Consider the following 25,292-nt stretch of genomic DNA (forward strand, 5'->3'; position numbering starts at 1 on the left):
CAAGGCTGATAGCAATGGGGTGGGTCGTTTTAATAAAGGTTGGCAAAAATACTTAAAAGCCTGGCTTTTTAACGCTAAAACTTGAGGCTGTGGTGGTATTGTGATATAAAGCGCGCGCCCTGACGGAAAGCTCATTTTGCTATGTGCAACAAGCACCGTTTTAGAGGGTAAATTTATTTTATTAAAACACACATATACCGACACTTCGTATCGGGGTGTTCAGTTCAACGTAGGTTGGCCTGAATCGATACAAGGGGTATATGGAGGCCTAACCCCAAGAGGAAAATAAAATGGCTAATGTTTCTATGCGTGACATGCTGAAAGCAGGTGTGCATTTCGGTCACCAAACTCGTTACTGGAACCCAAAGATGAAGCCTTTCATCTTCGGTGCTCGTAATAAAGTTCATATCATCAACCTTGAAAAAACGGTTCCACTTTTCAACAACGCACTTAACTACCTTTCAGGTGTTGCGTCTAAGAAAGGTAAAATCCTTTTCGTTGGTACTAAGCGCGCCGCTGGCGAAGCAGTAAAAGATGCTGCTCTTAAGTGCGACCAGTACTACGTAAACAAGCGTTGGTTAGGTGGTATGCTGACTAACTGGAAAACAGTACGTCAGTCAATCAAGCGTCTTAAAGATCTAGAGCAACAAGCTCAAGACGGTACGTTTGAGAAGCTAACTAAGAAAGAAGCACTTATGCTTCAGCGCGAAATGGACAAGCTTGAAAACAGCCTTGGCGGTATCAAAGACATGGGCGGTCTTCCAGACGCAATCTTTGTTATCGACGCAGATCACGAGCACATTGCTGTAACAGAAGCTCGTAACCTAGGTATTCCTGTTGTTGGTGTTGTCGATACTAACTCTAACCCAGACGGTGTTGATTACATCATCCCTGGTAACGACGATGCTATCCGCGCTATCCAACTTTACTTGGATGCTGCTGCAAACGCTATCAACTCAGGTCGCGAAAGCAACCTTGAAGTACAAGCTGAGCAAGACGACTTCGTAGAAGCGGCAGAGTAATTCTGATTGCTTACTGTCATATCTAGATAATATGGCGGTACTACAATACGAAATGTATTGAGAGGGGCGATATCGCCCCTTTTACCTAACGAATTTATATTTAATGCTGAGGAATTGAAAAATGGCAGTGACTGCAGCACTAGTTAAAGAACTGCGCGAACGTACTGGCGCAGGTATGCTGGATTGTAAAAAAGCCCTGGTTGAAACGGATGGTGACATTGAGTTAGCCATTGAAAATATGCGTAAATCAGGCCAAGCGAAAGCGGCTAAAAAAGCAGGTCGTATCGCAGCTGAAGGTGTTATCCTTACTAAAGTTGAAGGTGGTCGCGCGACCATGCTTGAACTAAACTGTGAAACTGACTTCGTAGCACGTGACGAAGGATTCCTTAAGTTCGGTAACGAGCTTCTAGAAGTAGCAGCGGCTAACAACATCAACGACATCGACGCACTTAACGATGCAGAACTTAATGGTTCTAAAGTAAGCGAAGTTCGTGACGCACTTGTTGCTAAAATCGGTGAAAACATCTCTCCTCGTCGCGTTATCAACGTTGAAGGCGACACGCTAGGTGCATACGTACACGGCGGCCGTATTGGTGTTATCTCTATCCTTACTGGCGGCGACGAAGAGCTAGCAAAAGACGTAGCAATGCACGTTGCAGCTGCTAGCCCGCAGTTTGTTAAGCCAGAGAATGTTCCGGCTGAAGTTGTAGAGAAAGAGAAAGAAATCCAAATCGAAATCGCTATTCAGTCTGGTAAGCCAGCTGAAATTGCTGAGAAAATGGTTGCAGGCCGCATGAAGAAGTTCACTGGCGAAGTGAGCTTGACTGGTCAGCCTTTCGTTAAAGATCCTTCAATTTCTGTTGCTGAGCTTCTTAAGAACAACAGCGCAGACGTAATCAACTTCGTACGTTTCGAAGTTGGTGAAGGTATCGAGAAGAAGACTGAAGACTTCGCTGCTGAAGTAGCTGCTCAAATGGAAGCTGCTAAGAAATAATTGAGCGTTTATCTTTTGCATTACGCAATAGTTAGATAAACTACAAAGCACCTCTTAGGAGGTGCTTTTTTATAGCTGCATATCTTTAGTATTGCTAATGCAGTGCGCAAGTGTGAAGCTAGGCGAGTAACAAGCGTGCGCCTGCCAAACAAACGAAAGCGCTTTGTCCTATGTTTTTTACGGTAATGCTTTATTGAAAGACATAGGACAAAACGGGTTTACGAGGACAATTCAAACTATGAGTATCACACCAAAATCAGCATATCGACGCATTCTGTTAAAGCTTAGTGGTGAAGCCCTAATGGGCGAAGAAGGCTTTGGCATAGACCCTAAAGTGTTAGATAGAATGGCACAAGAAATTAAAGAGCTGGTTGAACTTGGTGTTCAAGTTGGACTTGTTATCGGTGGTGGTAACTTGTTCCGTGGCGAAGGCCTAGCAAAAGCGGGAATGAACCGTGTTGTTGGCGACCACATGGGCATGCTGGCTACGGTAATGAACGGCCTAGCTATGCGCGACGCGCTTCATCGTGCATTTGTAAACGCGCGTATGATGTCTGCTATCCCACTAAACGGCGTGTGCGATGCTTACAACTGGGCAGAAGCTATTAGCCTTCTTAAGTCGGGCCGCGTTGTTATCTTTTCTGCCGGTACTGGCAACCCTTTCTTCACTACCGACTCTGCGGCGTGCTTACGCGGTATCGAAATTGAAGCCGATGCTGTGCTTAAAGCCACTAAAGTAGACGGCGTATACAGTGATGACCCAGTAAAAAATCCTGAAGCGACATTGTATGATCAATTGTCTTACCAGGAAGTACTAGAAAAAGAATTAAAAGTAATGGACTTGTCAGCTTTCACTCTAGCACGAGATCACAGCTTACCAATTCGCGTATTCAACATGAATAAGCCGGGTTGCCTTAAGCGTGTTGTGATGGGTGAAAAAGAAGGTACCGTCATTTGCCACGCTGACAACGATTAATTAAGAACAATAGGATACAAAACGTGATTGATGAAATTGAATTAGATGCGCAAGAGCGCATGGAAAAAAGCCTAGTTTCTCTAAAAGGCCAATTCAGCAAAATCCGCACTGGTCGTGCGCATCCAAGCCTTCTAGATGGCATCATGGTACCTTATTACGGTGTAGACACGCCGCTAAAGCAAGTCGCTAACGTCGTTGCGGAAGACAGCCGTACTCTAGCGTTAACTGTATTTGATAAAAGCGCTATCCAAGCAGTTGAAAAAGCGATTATGCAGTCTGACCTAGGGTTGAACCCAATGAGTGCGGGCGGTTCAATTCGCATTCCTCTTCCGCCGCTTACAGAAGAGCGTCGTAAAGACCTTATCCGCGTTGTACGCAACGAAGCGGAAGGTGGTCGTGTTGCTATCCGCAATATTCGTCGCGACGCTAACGGTGACATCAAAGATCTTCTAAAAGAAAAAGAAATCAGTGAAGATGAGAGCCGTGCAGCGGAAGAGAACATTCAATCTATTACTAACGATTTCATTAAGAAAGTTGACAGCATGCTTGCTGACAAAGAAAAAGAACTAATGGAAGTATAAGTAAGTATTATGATTGGAAAGCGTTTAAGCGCAGCCAAATCGAAAAAAGCCGAGGTGCCAGCAGAGTCTGCTGGCCCGAAGCATGTTGCAATCATTATGGATGGCAATGGTCGATGGGCGCAAAAGAAAGGGAAAATTCGTACCTTCGGTCACAAAGCCGGGGTAGAGTCTGTACGTTCTGTTGTGCGCTTTGCACGTCAAAACGGTATCGAATCACTAACGCTATTCGCGTTTTCAAGTGAAAACTGGAAACGTCCTGAGGAAGAAGTCAGCGTCCTTATGGAGTTGTTTAATCTCGTCCTCAATAGTGAAGCAAAACGCTTACACAAAAATGGTGTACGCTTGCAGGTTATTGGTGATGTTGAGGCTTTCGACGCCAAGCTAGTCGAAAAAATTCGCAAAGCCGAAGACATGACTAAAGACAACAAAGATTTGGTCTTAAATATCGCAGCAAACTATGGCGGTAGATGGGACATCGTAAATGCGGCCAAGCAACTCGCATCGCAGGTGAAAAGCGGCGAGCTTGATGTAGATAACATCAGTGAAGAAGCTCTTGGTTCGCACATTTCTACAGCTAACCTTCCAGAGTTAGATCTTCTTATTCGCACTGGTGGCGAGCACCGAATTAGTAATTTCTTACTATGGCAGTGTGCTTATGCCGAATTGTATTTCACCGATGTACTATGGCCCGACTTCAATGAAGACGTGTTTCAATTGGCCGTAGACGATTTCAATGTTCGTCAACGTAGATTCGGTTTAACCGGTGAACAGGTAGTCACGGCCGATGGTTAATACCATACAGGCAATTATCAGGCTAGCCCTGGTAACCAACGCCAAGGGCAAATTATGCTAAAACAACGAATAATAACTGCATTAATTCTCGCGCCGCTGGCGCTCTACGCCATTCTTTTTCTTCCTATTTTCTGGTTTGAAATTGCCATAGCCGGTGTTGTCGGCATTGGTGCCTACGAGTGGGCGAATATGTCAGGCGTGTGTGAACGCCCTAAAAAGCTTATCTATATGGCGGGAGCATTTGCCATATGTATCGCCTTATCATTTACCGTCGATGCCAGTACCATTTGGTATCAAGGGCAATTACACGGTTTATACCGCGCTATACTAACGGTTGCTGTTCTATGGTGGATAGCCTCTTTATTTATGGTGCTTGCTTATCCTAAATATTCTAAGTTTTGGAAAGACAGTCGCAGCGTTAGAACCCTATTTGGAGCACTTACGCTTATTCCAACATGGGTAGCAGTTGTTGCACTTCGTACGAGCTTGCACGATGTTGACTCGTTTTACGGTGCTTCACTCATATTCTATGTGCTGGGGATCGTTTGGGCTGCAGATATAGGCGCATTTTTCGTGGGCGTGAAATTCGGACGCCACAAGCTGCGGCCTAACGTATCGCCAGGTAAAAGTTTAGAAGGCTTATTAGGTGGTATTGCAGCCTCGTTTGCTATTATCGCTTTTGCGGCTCTTCACTATCAGGTAGAACCTTCACGTATTTGGCTTCACCTTGCTATTGGCGGCATAACTGTGGCTGTTTCTGCTCTTGGTGATTTGAACGAAAGCATGCTGAAGCGTTGTGCCGGAATTAAAGATAGCGGCAAAATCCTTCCTGGACACGGTGGTGTGCTCGATAGAATCGACAGTTTAACTGCGGCATTCCCTGTTTTTGCGTTCTGCTATGTAACTTGGATGGCGTAATGCAAACAGTAACAGTGTTAGGGGCCACAGGCTCCATTGGTTGTAATACACTCGACGTAATAAATCGCCACCCAGATAAATACCGCGTATTTGCTATCACCGGCAACTCGCAGCTTGAATTGCTTATGGAGCAGGCCCAGAAATGCGCGCCGCGCTACGTGGTAATTGCTGATGAAGCTAATTACAAACTAGCCTGCGAGTTGGCGTCCCAATATGGTGTGGATGCAGAAATTCTTGCTGGTGCAAATGCGCTGGAAGAAGTGTCAAGCGCGCCTGAAGTTGATGCTGTAATGGCAGCCATCGTTGGTGCAGCAGGGCTTTTGCCCACACTGGCAGCAGTAAAAGCGGGTAAACGGGTTTTGCTTGCCAATAAAGAAGCGTTAGTCATGTCTGGTGCCTTATTTATTGAGGCGGCGAACCAAAGCGGTGCTGAAATCCTTCCTATCGACAGCGAACACAACGCCATATTCCAGTGTCTCCCGCACGATTATGAATATGGTAACTTTGCAGCATCTGGCATTCGTAAAATTCTGTTAACGGGTTCAGGTGGTCCGTTTAGAGAAAGGCCGCTTGATAGCTTCTCGTCAATTACAATCGATGAAGCCAGTACACACCCTAACTGGTCGATGGGCAGAAAAATTACAATCGACTCTGCAACTATGATGAACAAGGGGCTGGAGTTCATTGAAGCTTGTTGGTTGTTCGGTGCTGGTGCAGATGATATTGATGTGGTTATTCACCCGCAAAGTATTATTCATTCTATGGTGCAATATGTTGATGGCTCGGTGATCGCACAAATGGGCAATCCTGACATGCGTACCCCTATTGCTTATGGTTTGGCGCATCCTGAGCGCATTGAAGCGGGTGTGACGCCCCTCGATTTTTCTGACATTGCCAATTTCAGTTTTCAGACCCCTTGTTTTGAGCGTTACCCTAATTTGAAATTGGCTATTGATGCATGTAAGGAAGGGCAATGTGCAACGACAAGAGTCAATGCGTCAAATGAAGTGGCTGTAGATGCTTTTTTAGAGGGCAAAATTCAGTTTTGCGATATTGCCAAAGTGAATGACGCCACGCTTAATGCTATGCCCTATGTGTCGGTGAATTCTATTCAGCAAATACTAGAGCAAGACAGCTTAGCTAGAGCAAAAGCTAACGAGATTATTCGAGGTAAATTCCAGTGCTAGCATTTTTATGGAGCCTTGGTGCATTCATTGTTGCTTTAGGTATTTTAGTTGCCGTACACGAATGGGGGCACTTTTACGTTGCTCGCAAATGCGGTGTACAGGTAGAGCGTTTCTCAATTGGATTTGGCAAACCGATTTGGCGCAAGCTAAGCAAGTCTGGCACCGAATATGTTATCGCTATGATTCCGCTCGGTGGCTACGTGCGCATGCTCGATGGACGTATTGATGACGTACCGCCGGAGTTAGAAGATAAAGCCTTCAACAATAAACCCGTATTGCAGCGCATGGCGGTTATTGCGGCAGGTCCTGGCGTTAACTTTATTTTTGCGTTTTTCGCATTGTGGTTGATGTACTTGGTCGGCTTAGAAACTGTGAAACCTGTGGTGAAAAGCGTTGAACCAGAGAGCATCGCTGCACTTGCTGGCGTGCAAGCGGGTGATGAAATCATTAAAGTAGGCAACAGGGTTACGCCTGATTGGGAAGCCGTTAATTTAGAAATCGTCTCTAATATTGGTGCTGAAAAAGCGGCTGTTACGGTTAAAAATTCATCAAATGTCGAAAAAGAACTGACTTTTACATTAGGTTCTTGGAACTTTGACCCAGATAGCGAGTCTCCTTTAAGCAGCTTAGGGTTAACCCCTTATCGACCAGATGCAACGCTAACCGTTGGATTTGTTGGAGAGGAAAGTGCAGCGCAGGAAGCGGGGTTAAAACCCGGTGATAAACTAATTGCGTTAAATGGCACTAAGTTGTCATCGTGGGAACGTCTAGTTGACGTTATTGTTGAAAGTCCTGGTGAGCGAATCTCGCTCGATATAGAAAGGGATGGACAGCCTCTTACATTAGATGCCACGATAGCGCGCCGTGATACACCACAAGGGCAAAGTGGGTATTTAGGTGTGAGCCCGACATTCGAGCCTTGGCCTGAAGGGTATGTGTTTACTCATCAATATGGCATTATAGAGGCCATTGGGAAGGCGCTTGATAAAACGTGGCGCCTGATGACACTCAGTGTCGAAATGATAGGAAAGCTCATCACAGGCGACGTGTCGGTGAAGAATTTGAGTGGTCCTATCTCAATTGCTCAAGGTGCGGGAACAAGTGCTGGGTATGGACTTGCGTACTTTTTGAGTTTTCTTGCCTTAATAAGCGTAAATTTAGGCATAATAAATTTATTACCCTTGCCCATGCTTGACGGTGGTCACCTCATGTTTTTTATCGTGGAGTGGATCACAGGCAAACCTGTGCCTGAAGCGGTACAGGAATGGGGTTACAGAATAGGTGGCGTGCTTCTGTTTATGATCATGGGTATCGCAATTTTTAACGATATCGCTCGCATAACCTGATACAAATCAGGAAGTACAAAACAGCTAATACAAAACGCGGCCAGGAAAAGAAAAATAGATGAAGTTAAAACAGTTAGTAGCAGCCGGAGCCATTCTTTCCAGTGCTAGCTTTGCCAATGCTGCGGCGCAAGACAGTGAATTTGTCGTTGAAGACATTCGCGTAGAAGGTTTGCAACGAGTTGCACTTGGTGCAGCTTTAACCTACTTGCCCGTTCAAGTTGGCGACGAGCTTAATACATTCAGGGTAACGCAGCTTATTCGCTCGTTGTACTCTTCAACACACTTTGAAAATGTTGAAATTCTTCGTGATGGCAATACGCTTGTCGTGCGTGTCGCTGAGCGTCCTACCATTAGTAATATCATCTTTGAAGGCAACGATGATATTAAAGATGAGCAACTTCAGGAAAGCTTAGACGGAAACGGCGTTCGTATTGGTGAGCCGCTCGATAAGACCGTACTAACCTCTATCGAGAATGGCCTGAAAGACTTCTTTTACAGCATAGGTAAATATAATGCTGACGTGACGGCTATTATAACGCCGTTACCGCGTAACCGTGTTGACTTGAAATTACTTTTCGAAGAAGGCGACGCGGCTGAAATTGAACAAATCAATATTGTAGGTAACGAAATCTTCTCAGACGAAGAGCTGATGGATGCTTTTGAGCTACAATACGACACGCCTTGGTGGGATTTCCTGTCGGAAACTCGCTACCAGCAGCAAACGTTGCAAGGGGACATGGAAACGCTGCGTAACCATTACTTAAACCGTGGTTACCTACGATTTAACGTTGACTCTACACAAGTGTCGATGACCCCTGAAAAGTCGGGTATCTACATTGCTATGAACGTATCAGAAGGTGAGCAATACACCATTTCTGAAGTGGAGCTGGTGGGTGATGTACTTGGCCATGAAGAATACATCGAGCGCGTACTGCCGCTGACAGTAGGTGAGCTATACAACCAAGCGGAAGTTACCTATACAGAAGAGTTTATCAGTAAATATCTTGGGCGCTTTGGTTATGCTTATCCAACGGTAACCACCGTACCTGAAATTAATGACGAAGATAAAACGGTTAAGTTGACACTATCTGTAGACCCAGGTAAGCGCATTTACGTTAACCGTATTAAGTTTAACGGTAACGTGGTAACCGCCGATAGCGTTCTGCGTCAAAACGTGAGTCAAATGGAAGGCACCTGGCTTTCGAATAACTTACTGGAGTCTTCTAAGAACCAACTTTCTCGTCTTACCTACATGGAAGAAGTAGAGTTTGAAACTGTACGTATTCCAGGCTCTGAAGATAAGGTTGATGTTAACTATAATGTTAAAGAGCAGCCTTCGGGCTCGTTTAACGCAGGTATCGGTTACGGTGACAGAACCAAGTTAAGCTTACAGGCGGGTATCCAACAAGATAATTTCTTGGGTACAGGTAAACGCGTTGGTCTTAACCTAAGTACGGTTTCGTATCAGCGCAGTGCGCAAATCACCTATAACGACCCTTACTTTACTATTGATGGTATCAGCTTGGGTGGAAGCATTGGTTATAGCGAGTTCGACGGCTCTGACTTTAATGTAATTCAGTACAACTCTAAGCGTTGGTCAATCGGTGCTAATATTGGTTATCCAATTAACGAGTTTAACCGTATTAATTTTGGTTTGACCTACAGTAACGTCGAGCTATTTAACCGTGGCTATTACGAGCAAACTGAGCAATTCTACAACCAGTTTACAAACGGTGAAGACCCTGATGCTGCAATTAAGTACGATAGCTACCTAGCCAGTGTAAGCTGGAGCAGAAGCACGCTTAACCGTGGTCTATTCCCAACAGCAGGTTCTTCTCAACGTGCGTCAGTTAGTATTACTACGCCAAACTCAGACGTTAACTACTTTAAAACTGTATTCGATGGTAAATGGTATTTCCCGTTATCACGTGATCAACGCTGGTCATTCTTAACCCGTATTCGTCTTGGCTATGGTAATGGTTATGGCGATATAAACGGCAATGAACAAATTCTACCGTTTACTGAAAACTTCACCGCAGGTGGTGCAGACTCACTGCGCGGGTTTGAGAATAATACGGTTGGTCCTCGTGGTATCTTCCTTGGTAACACTGGCACCATAACAGGCCCAGATGGTGAAGTATTCCCAGCAGACCCAGCTGATGCAGCACTTTCATGGTCGACGCGAAGCCTAGGTGGTAACGCTATGGCTCTGGGTGGCGTTGAGCTAATTGTTCCTACGCCATTTGTTGAAGAAGATATGGATAACTCTGTTCGCACAAGTTTGTTTGTGGATGTGGGTAACGTGTGGGATACTGAGTTCGATTATGACTATTACCGTCAGTTTGACATAGCGACTACTCAACGTGGTGAGCTATTGGACTATTCTGACTGGAGTCTGTATCGTAGCTCGGCGGGTATATCGGTTCAGTGGATATCACCGATGGGCCCGATGGTATTCAGCTTCTCGAAAGCGATACAGCAGCGTGATGGTGACGATGCGAGATTCTTCACTTTCAATATTGGTCAAACTTTCTAAGACATTAAAGCGAGCGCGTTTGAACCGCGCTCTATAATAAGATTCAAAAAGGAGTTCCCTTTGAAACAGTTGGTTAAACATATCGTTGCAGGAGCAATGTTGGGTAGCGCTTTAGTAAGTACATCTGTAATGGCAGAACAGAAAGTGGCTGTTGTTGATGTGCAAGGTATTTTTCAAGCGATGCCTCAAGCGGCTGAGATTCAAAATGCTATTCAAGCTGAGTTTAAAGACCAGCTAGAAGAAGTGAATCAACTACAGCGCGACGGTCAGTTCTACGCAGAGCGTCTTCAGCGTGACGCAGCAACAATGAGCGACACAGAGAAGAAAGAACTAGAACAAAAGATCTTGTCAGTACGTGAAGAGCTATCTAAGAAAGGTCAGCCTTTACAACAGAACATTCAACGTCGCAGCAATGAAGAGCGTAACAAGTTGCTTGGCCTTATCAAGCAAGCTATCGATTCTGTTGCAGCGAAGCAAGGTTACGACCTAGTGCTCAATGCTGGTGCAGTAGCATTTGCTAAAGAAGAGCACGACTTGTCTGAACAAGTACTTCAGCAAGTAAGTAAAACTAACTAATAACTGACCTCGTCAGTTATAAAATTTGTCAGACCAACCCCGTCAAAGGTGTTGGTCTGATTTGTTTTTCGCACTTAACAGCGTATGGTTGCCGCCGTTTTTTAGTTTTTACGGCGAGTTTGACCCAAGTACCAATGTATCATCTGTATTGGTATGAAATAGTATAAGGTCATGCTTGTATACAGGAGAAAGTTTTTGGCCAATTCACTTAATACCATCGAAATCCAGGAAATATTGGAACTGCTACCACACAGATATCCTTTCCTACTTGTTGATCGTGTTACTGATTATGTTCTGGGTGAGTCTGTAAAGGCTTACAAAAATATTACGATCAATGAGCCATGTTTCATGGGGCATTTCCCTGGACAGCCAATTTTTCCGGGTGTTTTAATTCTAGAAGCTATGGCGCAAGCTGCCGGTGTTCTAGGTTTTAAGACCATGGGCAACAATGATAAGTTATACTTGTATGCAGGAATTGATAACGCACGCTTTAAACGTCCAGTTGTTCCGGGTGATAAGCTTGAGTTTGATGTTGCTCTGGTAAAAGAGCGCAGAGGGATTTGGAAATTTAAAGGTACTGCAAGTGTCGATGGCGATATTGCTTGTAGTGCAGAGTTTATGTGTGCGATGAGAGAGATAGCGTAACGTGATCCATCCTACTGCGGTAATTTCAGAAAGTGCAAAAATTGGTGAAAATGTCACTATAGGTCCATTTTGTGTGGTAGACGACAACGTCACCATCGGCGATGGCTGTATTCTGAAATCACATGTGGTGGTACGCGGCCCAACGCGTATCGGTAAAAACAATAAGTTTTATCAGTTTTCTTCTATCGGTGAAGACTGCCAAGATAAAAAATATGCTGGCGAACCTACTGAACTTGTTATCGGCGATGACAACGAATTCAGAGAAGGGGTAACCGTCCACCGAGGCACTATCCAAGACAACAGCATCACGATTATTGGCTCTCGTGGTTTATTTATGGCTAATGCACACATTGCCCATGACTGTGTACTCGGTGACGATATAATTATTGCAAATAACGTTGCGGTTGCAGGTCACGTTCATATTGACGATTTCGTTATTGTTGGTGGCGCTACAGGTATTCATCAGTTTTGCAAAATTGGGGCGCATGCCTTTTTAGGCGCTGGTGGTATTATTCTAAGAGATGTGCCTCCATTTGTTATGGTAAGTGGCCAGAAGAATATTCCTCAGGGAATAAACTCTGAAGGCTTAAAGCGCCGTGGTTTCTCAAAAGAGGAAGTGCTAGAGATAAAACGTGCATATAAAGCAATTTATCGCGAAGGCAATACCATCGATGAAGCGTTAGAAAAGTTAGTGAAACCAGCGGATGAATTCAATGGTGTAGCACTTATGGTGAAGTTCCTACAGAACTCCAAGCGAGGCATTATTCGCTAATTATGTCTAAACCAATTCGTATCGGCATGGTTGCCGGAGAGCCCTCTGGTGACATCCTTGCCGCCGGAATGGTCGCAGAGTTAAAGCGCCAATATCCTGATGCAATTATCGAAGGTATTGGCGGTCCAAACATGATAAACGCAGGTTTCCACAGTCTCTTTGATATGGAAACCTTGTCGGTTATGGGGCTTGTGGAAGTCCTATCCCACCTTCCAGCCATCTTAAAAGTTAAAAAGCAGCTTCTTGCTCATTTTGAGCAAAATCCGCCAGATATTTTCGTAGGTATTGACGCGCCTGATTTTAATTTGAGAGTAGAGAAAGCCCTCAAAGCCCGCGGCATCAAAACCATGCACTATGTAAGCCCTACGGTGTGGGCATGGCGTGAGAAACGTATTCACAAAATAGCGAAAGCGGCTAATCGCGTATTGGGTTTATTTCCTTTCGAACAGCAGGTTTACGATAAATATAACGTTCCCTACACCTTTGTGGGGCATACCATGGCTGACGCTATAGCAATTGAGCCCGACCAAAATGCGGCAAGGCAGGCTTTAGGTGTAGATAGTCAAGCTCATGTATTGGCTGTACTACCCGGCTCACGAAGAGGCGAAGTGGATACATTACTTCCCGTGTTTCTGAAAACTATCGTAGCTATTCATGCTAAACGCAGCGACATTCAATTTCTTATCCCTGCGGCAAATGAGCATCGTCTTTCGCAAATTAAAGCACTCTTGCTTGAAGCTGATAATGCTGAAGCACGCTTACCCATTCAGGTAACCCAAGGCACTTCTCGTGATGCTATGATAGCAAGCGATGTTATCTTGCTCGCATCAGGTACAGCGACGTTAGAAGCCATGTTGTGTAAGCGCCCAATGGTAGCCGCTTATTTACTCGCGCCGCTTACCTACAAAATCATGCAGCGCTTGTACAAAGCGCCGTACTTTACGTTGCCAAACCTCTTAGCTGACGAGGCAATTATTCCTGAATTACTTCAAGACGAGGTAAACGCAGAGAATATGAGCAATCAGTTACTTAACTTCTTCGAAAGTGATAATTCTGCGCTTATTTCCCGTTTCACCGATCTCCACCATACGCTAAAATGCAATGCTGATAAAACAGCAGCAAAAGCTGTCGTGGAGGAATTGTTTGCATAAGTTAATTGCCGGTGTTGATGAAGTAGGGCGTGGCCCATTGGTAGGTGATGTGGTCACTGCTGCGGTTATACTAGACCCAGAAAACCCCATTGAAGGGCTAACCGACTCTAAAAAGTTGAGTGAAAAGAAACGTGTAGCCCTTGCTCAAGAGATTCGTGAGAAGGCGCTTTACTGGAATATCGGTAGAGCAAGCCCTGAAGAAATAGACAAGCTAAATATACTGCACGCTACCATGCTCGCTATGATCCGCGCAGTGGAAGGTTTGCCTGTAAAACCTGACTTTGTGCGTGTAGACGGCAACCGCGTCCCAGCTTGGAACTTTGACTCTGAAGCGGTAGTGAAAGGTGACAGCCTACACGCTGAAATTTCAGCAGCATCAATCATTGCCAAAGTAGAGCGAGATAACGATATGATTTCGTTGCATGAGGCCTACCCACAATATAACTTTGCAGGGCACAAAGGTTACCCCACAAAAGCACATTTTGAAGCCATCGCTGAATATGGCATCTTAGATTGCTATCGCAAAAGTTTTAAACCCGTAAAAGCGCTACTCGAAGAGAAATAACATCATGTCATCGCCATTTATTCATTTACGTGTTCACAGCGACTTTTCGATGATGGACGGCCTGAATAAGGTTAAGCCTATTTTAGGGAAAGTGGCCGCGCTTGGCATGCCTGCCGTGGCAATCACAGACCAAATGAATATGTGTGGCTTGGTAAAATTCTATTCGGAGGCACATAATTTAGGTATCAAGCCCATAATTGGCACCGATTTTTGGGTGACTAATGAAGCTTTTGGCGATGAACCGTTCAGACTTACCCTCATTGCGATGAACAACGAAGGGTATAAGAATATTACTATTCTTATCTCCAAGGCTTACCTTCGCGGACACTTGGCGCACCGCGCAGTCATTGATCAAGCATGGTTAGCAGAGCATAGCGAAGGCGTTATTGTTTTATCGGGCGCACAGCACGGCGATATCGGCGTAGGTTTAATGAAAAATAACGCCAAGCTTCTTGAAGATGCGCTTGAGTTTTATCAAACCCATTTTCCCGACCGTTTTTATTTAGAGCTGATTAGAACCGGTAGACAAGGCGAAGAAGATTATTTACACCATGCCGTAGAGCTTGCTGAGCAGCGCGGTTTACCCGTGGTTGCCACTAATGAAGTATGCTTTATTGACCAAGAGGGTTTCGACGCGCACGAAATTCGTGTGTGTATTCACGATGGCTATACGTTAGATGATAACCGTCGCCCTAAGCGCTACAGCGACCAGCAATATTTGCGCACTGCCGAGGAAATGGTTGAGCTATTTAGCGATATTCCAGAAGCCATAGAAAATACGGTTGAAATTGCCAAGCGCTGTAACGTTACTGTCCGGCTAAATGAATATTTCTTGCCACAGTTTCCAACCGGCGGTATGACCACCGAAGACTTCTTGGTTAAGGTGTCTGAGGAAGGCTTAGAAGAACGTCTAGAATTTCTATTCCCCGATGAAGAAGTGCGCAAGGCAAAACGCCCAGAGTACGATGACCGACTTCGCATTGAGCTTGAAGTTATCAACCAAATGGGGTTCCCGGGCTATTTCCTTATCGTTATGGAGTTTATCCAGTGGAGTAAAGATAACGGAATTCCGGTAGGGCCAGGGCGTGGTTCAGGTGCGGGCTCGCTCGTGGCCTATGCCTTAAAAATTACCGACCTAGATCCGCTTGAATTCGACTTGCTATTCGAACGTTTCCTGAACCCAGAACGTGTATCAATGCCTGATTTCGACGTCGACTTCTGTATGGATAGGCGAGATGAGGTAATTGATCACGTTGCAGAGCTCTACGGGCGACAAGCGGTATCTCAGATCATTACCTTCGGAACTATGGCGGCAAAAGCGGTAGTACGTGACGTGGGTCGAGTACTTGGTCACCCCTACGGTTTTGTAGACAGAATTTCAAAGCTAATACCACCTGACCCTGGCATGACGTTAGAAAAGGCGTTTAAAGCCGAACCTCAGCTGCCAGAAGTTTATGAAAGCGATGAGGAAGTGAAAGACCTTATCGATATGGCGCGTATTCTTGAAGGGGTCACCCGAAACGCGGGTAAACACGCCGGTGGTGTTGTTATTGCGCCAACCACTATTACTGATTTCTCGCCGCTGTATTGTGATGACGAAGGTAATAACCCGGTAACACAGTTTGACAAAAACGACGTTGAAACCGCTGGGCTTGTAAAATTTGACTTCCTAGGTCTTCGTACGCTGACGATCATTCAGTGGGCGATAGATATGATCAAGGAAGGGAAGAACGTTGACGTTGATATCAGCGCTATTCCGCTTGAAGATCCAAAGAGCTTTAGAACGTTACAAAACGCAGAGACCACAGCCGTATTCCAGCTGGAATCTCGCGGCATGAAAGAGCTGATTAAACGCCTTAAACCAGACTGTTTTGAAGATATCATCGCACTTGTGGCCCTATTCCGCCCAGGTCCATTGCAGTCAGGCATGGTAGATAACTTTATCGACCGTAAGCACGGACGTGAAGAAATTTCCTACCCAGACGCTGAATACCAGCATGAGTGTTTGCAAGAAATATTAGAGCCCACCTATGGCATTATCTTGTATCAGGAACAGGTAATGCAGATAGCTCAGGAAATGGCGGGCTACTCGCTGGGCGGCGCTGACTTACTACGTCGTGCGATGGGTAAGAAAAAGCCTGAAGAAATGGCGAAGCAGCGCGGTACCTTTGCTGAGGGTGCGAAGGGCAATAATATTGACCCAGACCTAGCAATGAAAATCTTCGACTTGGTGGAAAAGTTCGCAGGCTACGGCTTTAACAAATCTCACTCGGCAGCCTATGCCTTGGTGTCTTACCAAACCCTTTGGCTGAAAGTACATTATCCAGCGGAATTCATGGCTGCGGTAATGTCGGCGGATATGGATAACACCGATAAAATCGTGACGCTTGTCGATGAATGTGAGCGCATGGGTATCGAAATACTGCCGCCAGATTTAAACGCGGGCAAATACAAATTTACCGTGGATAGCGAAGGTCGCATTGTTTACGGTATCGGTGCGATTAAAGGGGTAGGTGAAGGCCCAATTGAAGCGATTATTGAAGCGCGGGAAACCCAAGGGGCATTTAAAGATCTTTTTGATTTCTGCGCCAAGATAGATATTAAGCGCGTAAACAAACGGGTACTTGAAAAGCTAGTGTTAGCGGGTGCAATGGATAACTTAGGTCCGCATCGCGCTAGTCTTATGGCGAGCTTACCCGAAGCCCTTGCCGCCGCTGGGCAGCACGCAAAAGCTGAGTCATTTGGTCAGTCAGATATGTTTGGCCTACTGACTACCGAGCCAGAAGACGTGAAGCAAGCATTTGCTGACGTGCCTGAATGGCCTGAGAAAGTGTGGCTAGAAGGTGAAAAAGATACCCTAGGCTTGTATTTAACAGGTCACCCCATCAATCAGTACGCTGAAGAACTACGTTACTATACTGACGGGCGTTTAGTTGATTTAAAACCAACGAACAAAGATCAAATGGCCAGTGCAGTAGGATTGGTGCTTGGCGTGCGTGTTATGACGAATAAACGTGGGCGCCGCTGGGCTATAGTGACACTGGATGATAAGAGTGCCAGAATAGACGTACGTTTTTTCCCCGATATGTACGAACAGTTCGAAAGTGTGTTAGAAACTGACAGAATATTGCTTATAAAGGGACAGGTCAGCTTTGATGATTTCTCTGGGGGCAATACAATCACCGCCCGTGATGTAATGGACATTGTTCAGGCACGAGAGAAAAACGCGAGAGCGCTGGCACTTAATATTGATACCCAGTTGCTTGAACCGAAGAAAATGAGTCAGATGCAATCTATCCTGCAGGCATTTAACGGTGGAAGTTGTCCTGTTCAGTTAGCGGTAACCCATCCAGACGCTGAAGTAACCTTGGCGTGTGGGGCAAGATGGTACGTTACCCCTGAAGACCAACTTTTGCACGATCTCAAACAATGTTTGGGAGACAAAGCCGTTTCAATTCTCTACCATTAAGGGCTAGAGTTCGATAGATTGGACATCTCGCGTTTGCATAGACGAGCGTAGTACGAATAGGACATGAAATGAGTATACAGTTTTTGGACTTTGAACAGCCAATAGCCGAACTAGAAGCAAAAATTGAAGAGCTTAGGTTGGTGAATCAAGGTGGCGAGTTTGACGTTGGTATTGAAGAAGAAATCAATAAGCTTCGCGGTAAAAGCGCAGAGCTGACTAAAAAGATCTTTTCTGATCTTGGCGCATGGCAAGTTTCTCAACTTGCACGTCACCCAATGCGTCCATACACGCTAGATTACATTCCTCGTATTTTTACAGAATTCGACGAGCTTGCTGGCGACCGCGCGTTTGCTGACGATAAAGCGATTGTTGGTGGCCCAGCAATGCTAGATGATCAGCCGGTGATGATTATTGGTCATCAGAAAGGGCGTGACACCAACGAAAAAATTAAGCGTAACTTCGGTATGCCTAAACCAGAAGGTTATCGTAAAGCATTACGTCTTATGAAGATGGCTGAGCGCTTTAACATGCCTATTATTACCTTCATCGACACGCCAGGGGCATACCCAGGTGTGGGCGCTGAAGAGCGCGGCCAAAGTGAAGCAATCGCGAAAAATTTATTCGAGATGGCTGAGCTTACTGTTCCAATCGTGTGTACCGTAATTGGTGAAGGTGGTTCAGGTGGTGCATTAGCTATTGGTGTTGGCGACCGCGTTAATATGCTTCAATATTCTACCTACTCTGTTATTTCACCGGAAGGTTGTGCGTCTATTTTGTGGAAAAGTGCAGAAAAAGCACCACTCGCTGCTGAAGCCATGGGGGTAAGTGCGCCACAAATTAAAGAACTGGGTCTAATTAACAGCATTGTTGAAGAGCCATTAGGCGGTGCGCATCGCGATCACAACGGCATGGCGGCTAATTTGAAAGCCGTGATTAAGCAGCAGCTTAATCAACTTAAAGAGCTTGATAAAACAAAGCTAATGGAAGAACGCTACGAGCGTTTAATGTCGTTCGGGTATTGCTAATTCTTGTTAGGGCTACGAGTTCGAAAACTGCGAATAGTCACGTTTTGATGCGAAGCGGTTTACGATTAGGCGAAGCGGTGTACGATTAGCAAAAATGCTTGTTGTAAACGTCTATTAAGCCTTTGCTTAGTTCATGTCGATTGAGATTAGTTCGAGAGGGTTGTTTACCATTGGTAACCAACCCTTTTGCGTTATTAGAAAACGAGTAATCAGCAGATACAAAGCTGAACCCTAATAAAACATAAAGTTGAAACAATAAGGTATTACTGGTCTGTGACCCCTCTACAATCCCCCACTATTGAACATATCGTCAACCGCATAGCCACGTCACTGACTAATGTAAAGCGACCACTTCAAACGCCACTCGTCGTTGCCTACAGCGGTGGTGTGGACTCCACCGTACTGCTTCAAGCCGTCGTCGCGTATAGGGAGCAGTTTGATAGCCCGATACATGCTGTACATGTACATCACGGTTTAAGCGAAAATGCGGATGACTGGGCCCGCCACTGTGAACTGCAGTGCCGTCTTGAAGATATTGAGTTTCATCAATATCGTGTTGCCGTTGATACCAGCTCTAGAAAGAGCTTAGAAGCTGAGGCGCGTAAAGTTCGATACAACGCACTATTAGAAGTATGTGAACAAATTGGCGGTGTACTGCTTTTGGGGCAACATGCCGAAGATCAGCTTGAAACCGTATTGCTTCAGCTTAAACGTGGTGCTGGCCCACAGGGCTTAGCAGGAATGGGCGAAGTGCAGTACCGGGGTGATACGCTAATAATGCGACCTATGCTAGCTCTTGAGAAAAGCGACATCATCGCTTATGCCGAAGAGGAAATGTTGCAGTGGATTGAGGATGAATCTAATCAGCAAAACAGCTTTGACAGGAATTTCTTAAGAAACGAGATAATACCTCATTTGCTTGAGCGGTGGCCCCAGTTAACTAAGACAGTGGGGCGAAGCGCAGAACTTTGTGCGGAGCAAAGTGGGCTAGTCAACGAATCAGCACAGCAACACTTTAAAAACTGTAAGCTTACTGATTTTAGGCTGGATGGACAAAAGCTTGCTGCATTATCTATCCCTTGGCAGGCTATGGTAATTCGTGCTTGGTTTAAAACGCAGGGGCAGCTTGCACCTTCAAAAGCGCAGACAGACCAAGTACTTGCTATGCTGGGGGCGAAACATGATGCTACCCCTGAAGTAAACTTTAAGTGGGGCCGGGTGATGCGGTTTGACCAAGATCTTTATTGGGTGGTAAACGATAACCACGAGATCCCGCAAAACTTTGAATTGGCGTTAGGTCAAGATATCCCTCTTTCTTGGTTACACGGTAACATTAGGGTCACATTATCAGACCAGAAAAATGGCGATAAGGTTTCTTTGCAAACCAATGCTCGCAACCTAAAAGTAAAGCCCGAAAATGCGAGCGTGTCTAAGCTGTTGAAAGAGTGGTTTAAAGTTTGGCGTGTACCGCGATGGGAGCGAAATAGTGTGCCGATCATTTTTCTAAACAAGCAGCCTGTCGCACTTATTGTTGAAGGGCGTTGTGTTTACCTGCAGCCGAAAGCGCCTGGTATAGCAATAGATTTTAAGCCTGATTAGGCCTTTATCTGCTGCCGCTTTTCTAGAAAATGATTAGCAAATCTGTTTGTGATGTGATGACGGCAACAAAGCGCAGATGCGGCATGCTTTTGCCGCATCTATTGAATAATAAATTATTAGGTTATGCCGCGTGATAGCTATTCTTACCAGAGTTTTTTACGCGATAGAGCGCATTGTCAGCACGGTCGAAAAGGCTGTTCATTGAGTCGCCATCTCGGTAAATTGCGCCACCAAGACTAGTTGATACACCCAAGCGAGATAAGTAGCTCGAACTATTTATACTCATCTGAATTCGCTGGGCGGCACATGCCAATTGCTGCTGTGTTTGACAGTCAAGTAAACAGCAGAATTCATCGCCGCCATAGCGAAAGGCTTCATCTTCATCGCGTAGCACATTTTCTAAATGTGTTGCCACATGCGCGAGCACCTTGTCGCCTTCGCCATGTCCAAAGTTGTCGTTTACATATTTGAAGTTATCTAGGTCGATAACTAGAAGTGCAAATGGCTCATCGTGGCGTTGCGCCCACCCTAGCTGTCTGGTCATAGATTGCTCAAATCCCGCACGATTGCCTAAACTCGTCAACACGTCTTTAGTTGCCATTTGCTGAACACGCATTAACGATAGAGCATGCTTTACCTGTTTTCCAAATAAATCATGTAGTTGGAATAAGCTTTCTCTTTGCGATAACGACAAGGGTGAACTAATGTAATAATAGACATGGGCTTGCTCGCCATTAACAGAGCGCGCCCCTTGTAGTGGTAAATCAATCAGCGTTGACGATACCTTTGCGTTACCGTAGACCCAACGAGAGTCGAAGTCAGATAAACTGAATCCGACAACAGGCAATAGCATATTAAGCTGCTGGAAATACACGCCTCCTAACTCTTGAAGTTCAAGCGTAGTCAGGAGCTGTGTTACAAAGCCCGATAATTCACTAAAAGAAAGTGATTTACCTGTGCTCTCAGCAGGATAAAAATTGTTGTGTTGTGTGCTATCGTAGACTGACGTTGAAAAATCCACAGTAGTGCCCCTATACAAAATGCGTTGATATGCCGCAGAAATGAAACCAGTGTCAAAGCTCTGACTTTTCTGTGGTCATAATCGCATTTTCGCTAAATTTATGACGATCACAGCGGCAAAACTTGCCGGATCTGCATTTATAAAGGGGAGTTGCAAACTAGATGCCAACAACATGGTTGTTGCGCTAATCTTTAGTTTTATGCGTAAAATCGAGTTAATTATTGCGCTTATTTAATAAAGAAAGTTGGTGTTACTCGAGGAGGTAAAGTGGGGACGAGTTTTTTAAATATAGTAATACTGATGTTTATATCGGTTTGCGCGGTCGCATTATTTAAACGGATTCATCTCCCACCTATCCTTGCTTATCTCTTTGCCGGTGTACTCGCTGGCCCACAGCTGCTATCTGTATTTGCTCACCCCGAAGAAATGCATTTATTGGCGGAAGTAGGTATTGTTTTTCTACTCTTTTCACTCGGTTTAGAATTCTCCCTTCCTAAATTGTTGGCTATGCGCTCTTTGGTGTTTGGTGTGGGATTGGGGCAAATGTTGTTTACTACAGCGATATTTACCTGCGTACCGCTTTTTTTGGGGGTCCCGATTAGTGCATCAATCATTATTGGTGGTACGCTGGCGCTAAGCTCTACCGCTATTGTTATAAAGCAAGCAACCGAAATGGGTATTCTCAATAACAGGCGAACACAACTCGCCGTCAGCATTTTGCTCTTTCAAGACTTAGCCGTGGTCCCGTTTCTTATCGCTATCCCTCTTTTAGCCCAAACAGGCGAGGTGAGTATTGCCCTTGCTCTAGGGAAAGCGCTTCTTAAAGGCGTGTTCGTTATTGCTTTTCTAATGTCAGTAGGTAAGTGGTTACTTCCATGGGTATTTCGAGAAGTTGCGAGAACTAGAACTGATGAGCTGTTCGTTCTGACCACTATTTTAATAGCCCTATTGGCCGGAGGGTTAACTTATTACTTCGGGCTGTCCATGGCGCTAGGTGCCTTCTTAGCTGGGATGATGTTAGGAGAAAGCCAATACAAATATCAACTTGAAGCTGACATCCGCCCGTTTCGCGATATTTTAATGGGCTTGTTCTTTGTAACCGTAGGTATGCAGTTAGAACTTACCGTGCTCTGGAACAGCTTGTTTGAAATCGTATTTGGCGTTTTTGCGTTAATGATAGTTAAAGTTATCTTGGTAAGAGCCGCATCCATGTTGGTCAAAACTGACGCCATTGACGGCTGGTCCGCAGGCGTAAAACTTTGCCAAATAGGGGAGTTTAGTTTCGTTATCGCAGCGCTTGCCACAACGCATGGCGTATTAACCACCGAGCAATCATCGCTAATAGTATGTATGGGGGTGATAAGTATGGCGTTAACGCCATGGCTTATGAACAACAGTGTGACTATCGCTAAACGCATTGTTAATAATGATATCTCCTTTGATGATAACGCTAGCTTTGGTAATGCCGGCCCGCTGACAAATCATGTCATTATTTGTGGGTTTGGACGGGTGGGACAGTCGGTAGCGCGCATGTTAAAAATGGAAGGCATTCATTTTGTCGCTATAGATATGGACCCTGTCAGAGTGCACGAAAGCCGAAATGCGGGTGAACCGGTGATTTTCGGCGATGCCAGTCAAAAAGATATTTTAAGCAATGCTAATGTAGAAAATGCAAAGCTTGTGCTTGTGACGTTTGATCAGGTCGATAAGGCGAAACAGGTGATTACGCAGACCCGAAGCATAACAAGCACTACAGATGTTATGGTTCGTACTAAACGAGACTACCAACTAGAGAGTTTGTACAGTGCAGGAGCCAACCAAGTGGTGCCTGAGTTACAAGAAGGCAGCCTAATGCTAGTGTCGCAGGTGTTGCATTATGCTGGCGTACCTATGTCACGTATCTTAAAGCGGGTGCGGGCCGAGCGAAAAGGTCGCTATGATCATATGCACGGCTTTTATCCTGGAGAAACTACAGAAATCACTTACGGGACGGAAGATAAACTAGAGTTTATTCATGCAGTAGTATTGTCTGAACATGCCTCTTGCATTGGAAAAGCAATAAAAGATATCGACTTCACACGAATGCGTGTGGCCATTAAAGGCTTAAGACGTAACGGTAATGAAGTTAAAGATCCAGACCAAGACGCTATTTTACAGGCCCATGATGTACTAGTCATCGCAGGTAAACCCCGACGAGTAGAGCGAGCTGAACGCAAACTCTTAGAAGGGAGTTGATGTTTTACTGCCAGCGCAGGATACGCTATTGACATAGGTTGCACTGGCAGAGAATATTATTTCACTAAACTTAAGCGACGCAGTCTTTCTCTAAATCGGCAAACTGCTTTTTTAGGTCGTAGCGCTCATCAGTAACAATTTTTTCGAGTACAGATACGCGCTCTTTCAAATCTGCAATTTCTTGTTTATACGCTTCAGTTTCTTTGTTACTAAGTTTCTTTTTGCTTTTGTCTTTCGCACTTTCGACAATGGTAACTAACGCCCAAGCACAAATGGCTACTATTGCAATCGCTGTCATGTTCACGGTGGTATCCCTCACAAATGGCTTTAAAAGAGTTTAGGTGAAAATGTGGTCAGTTGCCTAATTCACCCAGTATTTAGTTTTCATCTTTAATAAACAGAGGCTAAATACTTTTTAGTAAAATTACTGCTGCGCTTGGAGTACTGTAACGGTTATTACACTAAGTTTTCTTCAAAAAGTGTAACCAGTTAAGTTCTTCACACCAGCAGTGTTATAATGAAATATTGCAAGTAGGTTGCCAAGTGACAAAAGTCATTACTTTCTAGTAAGTTAGAATGTTTACCTAGGTTTATGCAGAATTGTTGTTAACTAATTTCACTAAATAAAGTAGCTAAATTGACTAATGAGTGACCAAAATAGCGACCATCCGGCATCAAAGATCGACACTGAAAAAACACAGGCTCTGGAGCAAAACACCGAACATGTCGCAGCACAAACGTTAGAGCCTAAAGTGCTAACCGCTGCAGACGAGCTTGCGAAAGTACGCCTTTCAAAAGAAAGCATCCCCAACGAGAACGCAATTAAAGAGAACCGAGGCAAAGAGGACCCACTTAAAGAGAGCATTAGCCAGCAAAGTCTTATTAATGAAACAGTTACTCAAGAAGACGTGAAGTGGATGAAGCATGCATTAACCCTGGCGGACAAAGCAGAATCCATAGGGGAAGTGCCGGTAGGTGCCTGCGTAGTATTAAACGGTGAGCTTATCGGAGAAGGCTACAATACGCCAATATCGGATAACGACCCGTCTGCCCATGCAGAGTTGCGCGCCGTTAAAGATGCCGCTTCTAAAGTGCGAAACTACCGGCTTATTGACGCTACCTTGTATGTTACTTTAGAGCCCTGCTCTATGTGTGCAGGTATGCTTGTGCATGCACGAGTAAAGCGGGTGGTGTTTGGTGCTAAAGATGCGAAAACAGGTGCTGCGGGTTCGGTTATGAATCTATTACAACATCCTGCGCTAAATCATCAGGTTGAGATTGTTTCTAATGTGCTAGCAGACGAGTGTGCTAACAAATTGTCAGATTTTTTTCGCAAGCGTAGAAAAGAGATTAAGGCAGCCAAAAAGGCGAAAAAACATCTAGAGGGGGATGCTTCAAGCTAGTGTTTATTTTGCTGGCTTGAAGGGGGGGGTTTATTCGCCTATTTGGTTTGCTGGGTTGCAAAGAGAGTTCTCAATATATTGATGCCTATCAATAAAAGCGACCAGCTTAGAAGTATTCTAGCTAGGCTTGCGAGTCAACTGAGTAAACATGTCGCTCGTTACAAATAGCTTACGACGTTGAAGTACTTTCTGGTGACAACGTTTAAGCATAAGTCTGCGTCTGTTGTTGTTTTTCAATTTTATTCCTTTTTTAATAAAGCGATTTTTTTTCATTTATTCTCCTTTCTCACAGCGAGGCTATTTTTCCCCTCGTTATGACCATTCTTCCCATTAAGAAAAATGCTCTGTTGTTTGAACTAAGCGCTCATTTTCCGAGAGTCACTGTTCTTTTAGAGTTAATAATCTTTTAGAAAAATTAAGGTTCTGAGAAAGCGAGTTAGTTAATCACTAACTCGTCGAAAGAGTACAGAGTAAAGATG

The 25,292-nt window shown here is 44.9% G+C and carries 22 protein-coding genes; 19 read left to right on the forward strand and 3 right to left on the reverse strand.

The features are described from left to right. Positions 1 to 290 precede the first annotated feature (290 nt). From rpsB to tilS, 17 genes are all read left to right on the forward strand, one after another. Positions 291 to 1,022: a 30S ribosomal protein S2 gene (rpsB, locus tag ACXAER_RS14795; protein WP_015066407.1), complete on the forward strand. Its 732-nt coding sequence runs from the start codon at positions 291 to 293 to the stop codon at positions 1,020 to 1,022. A 121-nt stretch (positions 1,023 to 1,143) separates the two neighbouring features. Continuing rightward, positions 1,144 to 2,016, forward strand: coding sequence for a translation elongation factor Ts (gene tsf, locus ACXAER_RS14800; RefSeq protein ID WP_012517564.1), 873 nt, complete (start codon positions 1,144 to 1,146; stop codon positions 2,014 to 2,016). Positions 2,017 to 2,254: 238 nt separating this feature from the next. After that, positions 2,255 to 2,992 (forward strand): UMP kinase, encoded by a 738-nt coding sequence (gene pyrH / locus ACXAER_RS14805; RefSeq protein WP_069943865.1) that lies wholly within the window; start codon positions 2,255 to 2,257, stop codon positions 2,990 to 2,992. Between the two features lie 23 nt (positions 2,993 to 3,015). Then, complete coding sequence (frr, locus tag ACXAER_RS14810) at positions 3,016 to 3,573, forward strand: ribosome recycling factor (protein ID WP_014948555.1); 558 nt, start codon at positions 3,016 to 3,018, stop codon at positions 3,571 to 3,573. 9 nt (positions 3,574 to 3,582) lie between these two features. After that, positions 3,583 to 4,365: a polyprenyl diphosphate synthase gene (gene uppS, locus ACXAER_RS14815; protein ID WP_474830419.1), complete on the forward strand. Its 783-nt coding sequence runs from the start codon at positions 3,583 to 3,585 to the stop codon at positions 4,363 to 4,365. Positions 4,366 to 4,419: 54 nt separating this feature from the next. Then, entirely contained in the window at positions 4,420 to 5,283 is an 864-nt protein-coding gene (locus ACXAER_RS14820) for a phosphatidate cytidylyltransferase (RefSeq protein WP_474830421.1), read from the forward strand. Then, complete coding sequence (ispC, locus tag ACXAER_RS14825; protein ID WP_474830424.1) at positions 5,283 to 6,470, forward strand: 1-deoxy-D-xylulose-5-phosphate reductoisomerase; 1,188 nt, start codon at positions 5,283 to 5,285, stop codon at positions 6,468 to 6,470. Before ACXAER_RS14820 ends, ispC begins: the two co-directional genes overlap by 1 nt. Next, entirely contained in the window at positions 6,464 to 7,816 is a 1,353-nt protein-coding gene (rseP, locus tag ACXAER_RS14830; RefSeq protein WP_474830425.1) for a sigma E protease regulator RseP, read from the forward strand. Before ispC ends, rseP begins: the two co-directional genes overlap by 7 nt. 58 nt (positions 7,817 to 7,874) lie before the next feature. After that, the gene (bamA, locus tag ACXAER_RS14835) at positions 7,875 to 10,352 is read left to right on the forward strand and encodes an outer membrane protein assembly factor BamA (RefSeq protein ID WP_474830427.1); all 2,478 of its coding nucleotides are present in this window, start codon (positions 7,875 to 7,877) and stop codon (positions 10,350 to 10,352) included. A 60-nt stretch (positions 10,353 to 10,412) separates the two neighbouring features. Then, on the forward strand, positions 10,413 to 10,928 hold the full coding sequence (locus ACXAER_RS14840; protein WP_012517573.1) for an OmpH family outer membrane protein: 516 nt from the start codon (positions 10,413 to 10,415) through the stop codon (positions 10,926 to 10,928). A gap of 195 nt (positions 10,929 to 11,123) precedes the next feature. Further along, entirely contained in the window at positions 11,124 to 11,573 is a 450-nt protein-coding gene (fabZ, locus tag ACXAER_RS14845; RefSeq protein ID WP_118490056.1) for a 3-hydroxyacyl-ACP dehydratase FabZ, read from the forward strand. A 1-nt stretch (position 11,574) separates the two neighbouring features. Further along, on the forward strand, positions 11,575 to 12,345 hold the full coding sequence (gene lpxA / locus ACXAER_RS14850) for an acyl-ACP--UDP-N-acetylglucosamine O-acyltransferase (RefSeq protein ID WP_474830430.1): 771 nt from the start codon (positions 11,575 to 11,577) through the stop codon (positions 12,343 to 12,345). A 2-nt stretch (positions 12,346 to 12,347) separates the two neighbouring features. After that, positions 12,348 to 13,496, forward strand: coding sequence for a lipid-A-disaccharide synthase (gene lpxB, locus ACXAER_RS14855; protein WP_474830432.1), 1,149 nt, complete (start codon positions 12,348 to 12,350; stop codon positions 13,494 to 13,496). Then, complete coding sequence (gene rnhB, locus ACXAER_RS14860) at positions 13,489 to 14,061, forward strand: ribonuclease HII (RefSeq protein ID WP_474830434.1); 573 nt, start codon at positions 13,489 to 13,491, stop codon at positions 14,059 to 14,061. The genes lpxB and rnhB overlap by 8 nt, the downstream gene beginning before the upstream one ends. Positions 14,062 to 14,065: 4 nt before the next feature. Further along, complete coding sequence (gene dnaE / locus ACXAER_RS14865) at positions 14,066 to 17,530, forward strand: DNA polymerase III subunit alpha (RefSeq protein ID WP_474830436.1); 3,465 nt, start codon at positions 14,066 to 14,068, stop codon at positions 17,528 to 17,530. 68 nt (positions 17,531 to 17,598) lie between these two features. Then, complete coding sequence (gene accA, locus ACXAER_RS14870) at positions 17,599 to 18,555, forward strand: acetyl-CoA carboxylase carboxyl transferase subunit alpha (protein WP_012517579.1); 957 nt, start codon at positions 17,599 to 17,601, stop codon at positions 18,553 to 18,555. Between the two features lie 273 nt (positions 18,556 to 18,828). Beyond that, complete coding sequence (gene tilS, locus ACXAER_RS14875) at positions 18,829 to 20,154, forward strand: tRNA lysidine(34) synthetase TilS (RefSeq protein WP_474830439.1); 1,326 nt, start codon at positions 18,829 to 18,831, stop codon at positions 20,152 to 20,154. A 121-nt stretch (positions 20,155 to 20,275) separates the two neighbouring features. On the opposite strand, the gene ACXAER_RS14880 is transcribed toward tilS, so the two are convergent. Beyond that, positions 20,276 to 21,175, reverse strand: coding sequence for a GGDEF domain-containing protein (locus tag ACXAER_RS14880; RefSeq protein ID WP_474830442.1), 900 nt, complete (start codon positions 21,173 to 21,175; stop codon positions 20,276 to 20,278). A gap of 267 nt (positions 21,176 to 21,442) precedes the next feature. On the opposite strand from ACXAER_RS14880, the gene ACXAER_RS14885 reads away from it, so the two are divergent. After that, positions 21,443 to 23,410 (forward strand): monovalent cation:proton antiporter family protein, encoded by a 1,968-nt coding sequence (locus ACXAER_RS14885; protein ID WP_474830444.1) that lies wholly within the window; start codon positions 21,443 to 21,445, stop codon positions 23,408 to 23,410. Positions 23,411 to 23,480: 70 nt separating this feature from the next. On the opposite strand, the gene ACXAER_RS14890 is transcribed toward ACXAER_RS14885, so the two are convergent. Further along, positions 23,481 to 23,708, reverse strand: a complete 228-nt coding sequence (locus tag ACXAER_RS14890) for a hypothetical protein (protein ID WP_474830446.1) — start codon at positions 23,706 to 23,708, stop codon at positions 23,481 to 23,483. Positions 23,709 to 24,273: 565 nt separating this feature from the next. Here ACXAER_RS14890 and tadA point away from each other — a divergent pair. Next, positions 24,274 to 24,813 (forward strand): tRNA adenosine(34) deaminase TadA, encoded by a 540-nt coding sequence (gene tadA / locus ACXAER_RS14895; protein ID WP_474830597.1) that lies wholly within the window; start codon positions 24,274 to 24,276, stop codon positions 24,811 to 24,813. A gap of 117 nt (positions 24,814 to 24,930) precedes the next feature. On the opposite strand, the gene ACXAER_RS14900 is transcribed toward tadA, so the two are convergent. Further along, positions 24,931 to 25,086, reverse strand: coding sequence for a hypothetical protein (locus ACXAER_RS14900; RefSeq protein WP_474830449.1), 156 nt, complete (start codon positions 25,084 to 25,086; stop codon positions 24,931 to 24,933). Positions 25,087 to 25,292: the final 206 nt, after the last annotated feature.

The organism is Alteromonas sp. AWJ4_199 (assembly GCF_056159165.1).